The 7,473-nt window shown below is 69.8% G+C and carries 8 protein-coding genes and 2 pseudogenes; 7 read left to right on the top strand and 3 right to left on the bottom strand.

Annotated elements, in window-relative coordinates; genetic code table 11:
- The 6 genes and pseudogenes from rpsM to I5G_RS10660 form a co-directional block, all read left to right on the top strand.
- Window positions 1-96 (top strand): annotated as a pseudogene (gene rpsM / locus I5G_RS21925) (30S ribosomal protein S13); the annotation flags it as partial.
- Window positions 97-130: 34 nt separating this feature from the next.
- Window positions 131-529, top strand: a complete 399-nt coding sequence (rpsK, locus tag I5G_RS10680) for a 30S ribosomal protein S11 (protein WP_013583990.1) — start codon at window positions 131-133, stop codon at window positions 527-529.
- A 173-nt stretch (window positions 530-702) separates the two neighbouring features.
- Window positions 703-1,692 carry a DNA-directed RNA polymerase subunit alpha gene (locus I5G_RS10675; protein WP_022879045.1) on the top strand — a complete coding sequence of 330 codons (990 nt, stop codon included), beginning with the start codon at window positions 703-705 and terminating at the stop codon, window positions 1,690-1,692.
- A 42-nt stretch (window positions 1,693-1,734) separates the two neighbouring features.
- A complete protein-coding gene (rplQ, locus tag I5G_RS10670) occupies window positions 1,735-2,310 on the top strand; it encodes a 50S ribosomal protein L17 (protein WP_022879044.1) in 576 nt (191 codons plus the stop codon).
- Window positions 2,311-2,392: 82 nt separating this feature from the next.
- Window positions 2,393-3,250, top strand: a complete 858-nt coding sequence (gene truA / locus I5G_RS10665) for a tRNA pseudouridine(38-40) synthase TruA (protein ID WP_022879043.1) — start codon at window positions 2,393-2,395, stop codon at window positions 3,248-3,250.
- Between the two features lie 55 nt (window positions 3,251-3,305).
- On the top strand, window positions 3,306-4,007 hold the full coding sequence (locus tag I5G_RS10660; protein ID WP_022879042.1) for an endonuclease/exonuclease/phosphatase family protein: 702 nt from the start codon (window positions 3,306-3,308) through the stop codon (window positions 4,005-4,007).
- A gap of 64 nt (window positions 4,008-4,071) precedes the next feature.
- Here I5G_RS10660 and I5G_RS10655 read toward each other — a convergent pair whose 3' ends face one another.
- The 3 genes from I5G_RS10655 to I5G_RS21920 form a co-directional block, all read right to left on the bottom strand.
- On the bottom strand, window positions 4,072-4,719 hold the full coding sequence (locus tag I5G_RS10655; protein ID WP_148286470.1) for a cytochrome c-type biogenesis protein CcmH: 648 nt from the start codon (window positions 4,717-4,719) through the stop codon (window positions 4,072-4,074).
- Between the two features lie 107 nt (window positions 4,720-4,826).
- Window positions 4,827-5,081, bottom strand: coding sequence for a hypothetical protein (locus I5G_RS10650; RefSeq protein WP_022879040.1), 255 nt, complete (start codon window positions 5,079-5,081; stop codon window positions 4,827-4,829).
- An 89-nt stretch (window positions 5,082-5,170) separates the two neighbouring features.
- Entirely contained in the window at window positions 5,171-6,940 is a 1,770-nt protein-coding gene (locus I5G_RS21920) for a DUF4012 domain-containing protein (RefSeq protein WP_022879039.1), read from the bottom strand.
- A gap of 85 nt (window positions 6,941-7,025) precedes the next feature.
- Between I5G_RS21920 and I5G_RS24065 the strand changes: the two are divergent.
- A pseudogene (locus I5G_RS24065) lies at window positions 7,026-7,473 on the top strand (hypothetical protein); the annotation flags it as partial.

The raw sequence follows: 7,473 nt of genomic DNA, 5'->3' as shown, positions 1-7,473 counted from the left end.
CGCGGCCTCCCGGTGCGCGGTCAGCGCACGAAGACGAACGCACGTACCCGCAAGGGCCCCAAGCGCACCGTCGCCGGCAAGAAGAAGGCGCGCTAGGCCTCCGCCGGCGCAGGATCCAGGAGAACCGCACATGGCACAGGCCAAGTCCGCCGCGCGCAAGCCGCGCCGCAAGGAGAAGAAGAACATCGCCGTGGGTCAGGCCCACATCAAGTCGACGTTCAACAACACCATCGTTTCGATCACCGACCCCTCCGGGGCCGTCATCAGCTGGGCCTCGTCCGGCGGTGTCGGCTTCAAGGGCTCGCGCAAGTCGACGCCCTACGCCGCAGGCATGGCCGCGGAGTCCGCTGCCCGCCAGGCGCAGGAGCACGGCGTGAAGAAGGTCGACGTCTTCGTGAAGGGCCCCGGCTCGGGTCGCGAGACCGCGATCCGTTCGCTCACGGCCGCCGGCCTCGAGGTCGGCTCGATCCAGGACGTGACGCCGCAGGCCCACAACGGCTGCCGTCCGCCGAAGCGCCGCCGCGTCTGACGCATCGTTCCCGGGGAGTGCTCGTCACTCTCCGGGAACGTTCGCGCTCCCGCGCACTCACAGACATCCGGATGCCACTGGCCGCTCGGTCATCGGCATCCTGCGAGTACAACTCAACACCTCACCCCATTACACGTGTCATATAGCGGGCACGTGATCGAAAGGAACACATAGTGCTCATCGCACAGCGTCCCACTCTGACCGAGGAGAAGATCGGGGAGTTCCGCAGCCGTTTCGTCATCGAGCCGCTCGAGCCCGGCTTCGGATACACGATCGGCAACGCGCTGCGTCGCAGCCTCCTGTCGTCGATCCCCGGCGCGGCCGTCACGAGCATCCGCATCGATGGCGTCCTCCACGAGTTCAGCACCATCCCGGGTGTGAAGGAAGACGTCACCGAGATCATCCTGAACATCAAGCAGCTCGTGGTCTCGAGCGAGCGCGACGAGCCCATCACGGCCTACCTGCGCAAGACGGGTGCCGGCGAGGTCACGGCGGCGGACATCTCCGCTCCCGCGGGCGTCGAGGTGCACAACCCCGAGTTGGTCATCGCCACGCTGAACGACACCGCGAAGTTCGAGCTCGAGCTCACGATCGAGCGCGGCCGCGGCTACGTGTCGGCGACCCAGAACCGCAACGAGTACGCCGAGGCGGGCCAGATCCCGATCGACTCGATCTACTCGCCCGTGCTCAAGGTCAGCTACCGCGTCGACGCGACCCGTGCCGGTGAGCGCACCGACTTCGACAAGCTCGTCCTCGACGTCGAGTCGAAGCCGTCGATCGCCCCGCGTGACGCCGTCGCCTCGGCCGGCCGTACGCTCACCGAGCTGTTCGGTCTCGCCCGCGAGCTGAACGTCGAGGCCGAGGGCATCGAGATCGGCCCGGCGCCGGTCGAGACCGTCCTCTCGAACGAGCTGTCGATGCCGATCGAAGACCTCGACCTCTCGGTGCGCTCGTACAACTGCCTCAAGCGCGAGGGCATCAACACCGTCTCGGAGCTGGTCGCCCTCTCCGAGACCCAGCTGATGAACATCCGCAACTTCGGTCAGAAGTCGGTCGACGAGGTGCGTGACAAGCTCACCTCCCTCGGCCTGTCGCTCAAGGACTCGGTGCCCGGTTTCGACGGCGCTCAGTTCTTCGGCGGCTACGACGACGAGACCGTCTGACCCGTCGGACCCGACCGAACCTTCCTACTGGAGTAACACGACATGCCCAAGCCCACGAAGGGACCCCGCCTCGGCGGCGGCCCGGCCCACGAGCGCCTGCTTCTCGCGAACCTCGCGGCGGCCCTGTACACCCACAAGTCGATCAAGACGACCGAGACCAAGGCCAAGCGCCTTCGTCCGCTCGCTGAGCGCCTCATCACGTTCGCGAAGCGGGGTGACCTCCACGCCCGTCGCCGCGTCCTGTCGGTGATCGGTGACAAGGAGGTCGTCCACACCCTCTTCACCGAGATCGCTCCGCTGGTCGCCGACCGTGACGGCGGCTACACCCGCATCACGAAGGTCGGTAACCGCAAGGGTGACAACGCCCCGATGGCCGTGATCGAGCTCGTCCTCGAGCCCGTCACGAAGAAGCCGTCCGCGTCGAAGGCTGCTGCCGCTCCGGCCGCCGCTCCCGCCGCCGAAGAGGCTCCCGCGGAGGAGGCTTCCGTCGAGGAGACCCCCGCCGACGAGACCGCCGCCGCCGATGAGGCCGCCGACGCCGGCGCCGAGTCGCAGGAGGAGGGCGCCGCCGCCGAGGCTGCCGCCGCGGACGCGGTCGAGGACGACGCCAAGGCGTAATCCCGCCCCTCTCTCACTGAGGCCCTCTCCCGCCCGGGAGGGGGCCTCAGTCGTTCGCGGACGGTGCGAATAGGGTAGACGGGTGCGCATCCGTCTCGACATCGCTTACGACGGCACGCACTTCCGTGGGTGGGGCCGGCAGCCCGGTCTCCGCACTGTTCAGGGCGTGCTCNGAGACGCCCTCGCCCGCATCGTCGGCGGGGATCCGCGTTTGGTCGTGGCCGGACGCACGGATGCCGGCGTACATGCCTCAGGGCAGGTGGCTCACGTCGACCTCGACGAAGAGCAGGAGGCCCGTCTCCCGCGACGTCGGCGCGATGGCGACGAGACCGACGCCGTGGGCGCGCTCGCGGGACGGATCCGCGGCGTCCTCGGCGCGTACCCCGATGTGACGGTGACCGGCACCACTGCCGCCCCGGACGGGTTCGATGCGCGCTTCTCCGCGGTGTGGCGACGGTACGCCTACCGGATCGCTGATCTCACCACGGGCTACGACCCCCTCGAACGCGCGAGGACGACGGCCGTGAAGGCGCATCTCGACGTCGAGGCGATGGATGCCGCCGCCCGCAGCCTCATCGGTCTCCACGATTTCGCGGCGTACTGCAAGGCGCGGGAGGAGGCGACGACGATCCGAACGCTGTTGGAGTACGACTGGCACCGCGCTGCCGACGGTGCCGTGGTCGCGAACGTCCGCGCCGACGCGTTCTGCCACAGCATGGTGCGGGCGCTGGTGGGAGCGTGCGTGGCGGTCGGTGAAGGCCGACTGGAGGCCGACCGCGTGCTCGCGATCCGGGATGCCGCTGCGCGCACGCCCGACACGAAGGTCCTGGCTGCGCGTGGTCTCGTTCTCGCCGAGGTCGGATATCCCGCGGACGATCTTCTGGCCGCCCGCGCGGAACAGACCCGCAACCGCCGCGACGCGGACGAGATCGGTTCCTGAGCGTTCCGCAACCCTCAGGCCCCGCAAGGGTGCACCGCCCTAGGCTGGCATCGCCATGAAGGTCATTTCGTACAACTTGCGCAAACATCGCGCGGCGGGGGAGCTCGCCGCTCTCGTCGACGCGCATGCCGTTGATGTCCTCTGCCTGCAGGAGTGCGACACACGTGACATCCCGGAGGAGATCTCGGGGCTGCGACTGGCGGAGGCCACCCAGCGGAACCGCCTCGGCTTGGCCGTGTACTACCGGGAGAACACGTTCCGGGCGGTGGAGGTGCGAGCGATCGCGCTGAAGAAGTCGCTTCACGACTACGTTCTGAAGCCCGCGGAGGAGCGGATGCTCGGCGTCCGCCTGCGCGACATCGATGACGGCCACGAGATCATCGTCGCCTCCTTCCATGCCGCACCCCTCACGGCTCTGAACTCGCTCCGGCGGCACCAGATCCGCACCGCGCTCGCGGAACTGCAGAATCTCGGGCCTGGCCTTCCGGCGCTCATGGTCGGCGACTACAACTACCCCGTCTTCAAGGAGAACCTCGGGCAAGCCGTCCGTGACCAGGGCTACGAATTGACGCTGAGCGACTCCCGCACCTACACGCGGTATCGCTTCTTCCGGGGGCACTACGACTTCGCCACGTCCATCGGGTTCGACATCGCGCACATCCGCACCCTTCCGCAGGGCCTCAGCGACCACCTTCCCATCCTCATCACGGCGACGGCTTCGGCCACGGCAACGACGCAGCCCACCGGCGCGGCCTGAATCGTCCCTCACGACACAGCGGGGGCCGTCCGAAGACGACCCCCGCTGCGAAACTGGGCGGATGTCAGGCGGCAGTGCGGCGACGCCGGACGGTTGCCCCGATCCCCACCGCTGCTCCCGCGACCACGAGGGCACCCCCGGCCAGCCACAGGCCGAGCGTGTTGTCGGCGTCGATGCCCGTGACGGCGAGACCCGCCTTCGACCCGGAGGCGCTGCTCGGGGCGACGACCGTGATCTGCGAGTGCAGCACGACACCGCTCGTCGCACCGGTGAAGGTGAGGTTGTAGGTGCCGAGGCCGTTCGTGGGGAACGTGATCGGCACGTTGAGCTTGCCCTGCACCGCCTGTGTCGTCAGCGAGGCGTTGGTCTCGACCGCGGCCTTGACGAAGGCGAGCTTGGCGCCGCCGGCGCTCTCACCCGTGATCGAGATCTGGATGCTCTCCGCGGTCGCGAACGGTGCGAGGTCTGTGGTGAAAGTGCTCGTACCGCCCGCGGTGATCGTGCTCGGCGTGGCGACGACGACGGCGGGGTCGGTGTACGCGTGGGCGGCCGTGGGGGCCATCAACGCGGCGGCCGCCAGCGAGAGCGCTGCGGCGGCACGGAGGATCGTGTTCTTCATGGTGGGCCCCATCTCGGTGGCGGGTATGGTCGGGTGGCTGATCACGACCGGGTCTTCGGGGACACCGCTCGTGCAGCCAGTTTCCCGGGGCATCACGCAGACGGCCCGCCGACCCGGGGCCTTTCACGCCGGGGCATGCCGGAAATCACCCGTGCGCCGTGCCCCCGCATGGCGCACGCGCAGAAGACGTCGAGATCGTGTCAGACGTCGAGGTCGCGCCGATGGCGGCGAACGGTCGTGCCGACGGCGACCGCACCTCCGATGAGGGCGAGCGTGCCCCCGCCGATCCAGAAACCCAGGACGGGCGCGCCGCCGCCGGTCGTGCTCACCGCAGCGTGCGCAGGGGCATCCTCGGGGGACTCCGCCGTCGATGCGATTGCGCCGGACGGAACCGCGAACACGGCGCCCGCGACGATCGCGATGGTCGCGAGTGAACGGACGATCGTTGCCTTCATGTGCACCCTCACGCGTCGAGGACAGAAGTCCGGGCACGGCACGTGCCACGGGCCAGCGGTGACGCCCCCAGCGCGAGCCGCCTCTTCGACTATCCCGCATTCGCGCAGGGGGCGCCACCGACGGGGATTTCGGTTGCGTGAAGCCTGGGTGTCGAGAGCACCTCCAGGCCGAGGGTCGGCGGCGTCGCGATCCTCAGATCCAGCGTCGCGGACTTACCGGGGGCGAGCAGCACCGACCACTTCAGCACCTGTCTTCCCCGGTCGTCCCCGCCCGCGAATCCCGATGGTGCGCCGCTCCCCGAGGCTGTGCGGCTCTCGACGCGCGCATCCGGCGGGAGGACGACGTAGACACCGGAGAGCGTTCGACCCACGGGCACGCCGTACGCGCCGCCGCCGGTCACGTACTCGGGCAGCGTCGCCGGGTCCGGGGCGTCGTTGCGCAGTGTGATGCGGAGGTCGACCATGCCGTCGGCGCACCACGTCGCAGCCGTGCCGGTCCGCATGTAGTAGTCCATCTTGGAGCCCGTTCCATCGTTGAGGTACACCCCGAGGGAGGTGCGCCGACCGTCGCTGTCCGGGAGTGCGCCCTGCAGAGTCGTTCCGTCGAGCACGGATTGTTCATCCGGGGCGGCGTTCCACACGAGCAGTCGCCGTTCGCTGCCGACGCGGGTGAGCGCGTCCACGAGAGCGGCGGTGTCGGCGCGCCCCTCCGCGAGTGCCGCGAAGACCGATGCGGTGGCGGCCTGGAAGAAGGCATCCTGACTCTTCGGGTCGGGATAGCGCCGGTAGACCTGGTCGAGAAGGAGGGGAACGGCATCCTCGCTGGTCAGCACATCGCCCGTGGGCAGGGCAACCGGACCGGTAGCTGCCAACAGCGAGGAGAGGGCGACCGCATCGACGGCGATCACTCCGTCGACCTCCGTCCCCGTCTGTCGTCGCCACATCTCGCGGGCGAGCGGGGCACCGAGGGCGAAGTCGGGCACCTGTGTCACGTCCTGGATGTACTGAGCCGGGCGATCGTCGAAGAGGGGCCGCAGACCCTCGGGGAGCGCCGCAACCGGCTCGCCGCCGGACTCGCGGAAGTCGGTCGACGATGCCTGCGCGCTGAGGGAGAGGCGTCCGTGATCGGCGTCGATCTGCGCCACGGCGCCGACGACGCCTCCCAACGAACGCCACTCGGCGTTGTTCTGGAACACCACCAGGTACGACCTCGGTCGCTCGGCCCCGAGCATCTTCGGCAGGAGCAGTGTGGTGCGATGCAGCGCGTCGGCGGCGTCGTACGCCTCCGCGAGAATCCCGCGGGCACGGGTGAACTGGTCCGCGACCGACGGGAGCGCGTCGGCGACATCGACGGACGACATCTCCGCCATCGCATCCGCGAGGCTCACGCGGGCCGCTCGGGCGCTCGGCTCCCAGGAGGCCAGCAGGTCCGCGTCGTACCCGCCGTCCGGTGTGCGCAGAGAACCCGAGGACAGAGCGGATGCCACGTTGCGGAGGCCGTCGAGGGCATCCATGGCCCGGTCGCCCGCGGCGGCCGCCCCCGCCACGGCCGTCAGCTGGGGGCCGATCCACGGCACGGCCTCGGCCGCGGACCACACCGGGTCGTCCGTGAGGGCGTGGGCCGCGGCGAGGTCTTCCGCGCTCGTCCCGAGCCTGCCGGACCACGCCATGAGGTCGTCGCCCGCGGACGTCGCAGCGCCCAGGGCCTCACGTGCGGCCGCGAGGTGCCGGTAGGCCATCGCCCCGCGCACGGCGATCCAGGCGGCTGCGCCGAGCCCCAGGATCAGGAGGATCGCGGTGAGGGCGACCAGCACCCGTTCGGCGGAGCCGACGGAGCGGCGCGAGGGGCGAGGCGTCACGCGAGCACCCTAGGCCGTCACATCCACCCGCAGTGCCACCGACCGGTCGGACGCCTAGACTCGACAGAACATCACAGGAGGATTCATGGGGGATCGGGTGCGACGCGGCAGGGCTGCGCTCACCGCGTCCGGCGCGGTCGCGATGGTTCTCGCGCTCGCCGCGTGCGGAGCGCCACCGTGGGCTCAGGGCGGGGGAGAGTCGACGCCGTCGCCGACCCCGTCGTCATCGGCCGTGCCGGTTCCCGTTCCCGTGTCCAACGACCTGTCGAGCGGGTCGACGCAGAAGAAGGTCACCGCCGGTGCCATCGCCGCGACCGTGAACTACTGGTCGACGCTGTCGATGGATCGGTGGACGGCGTCGGCCCTCAAGGAGGGCGACGATGCCGACGACGATCATGATGACGGCCAGGATCAGGCCGAGAAAGAGCGAGACGCGTGTCCTTCGCGGACCCAGGGGAACGGTGTGCATGCCGGGAAGGTAGCGGCAGGCCCACCACGATGCCAGGGCTTGCGCCCGGCCCGGTCGGCCCCCG

Source organism: Microbacterium sp. B19 (assembly GCF_000333395.1).
In the GTDB taxonomy this organism is placed as follows: domain Bacteria; phylum Actinomycetota; class Actinomycetes; order Actinomycetales; family Microbacteriaceae; genus Microbacterium.
The sequence above is the reverse complement of the archived record's forward strand: the minus strand, read 5'-3'. Positions and strand labels throughout refer to the sequence as shown.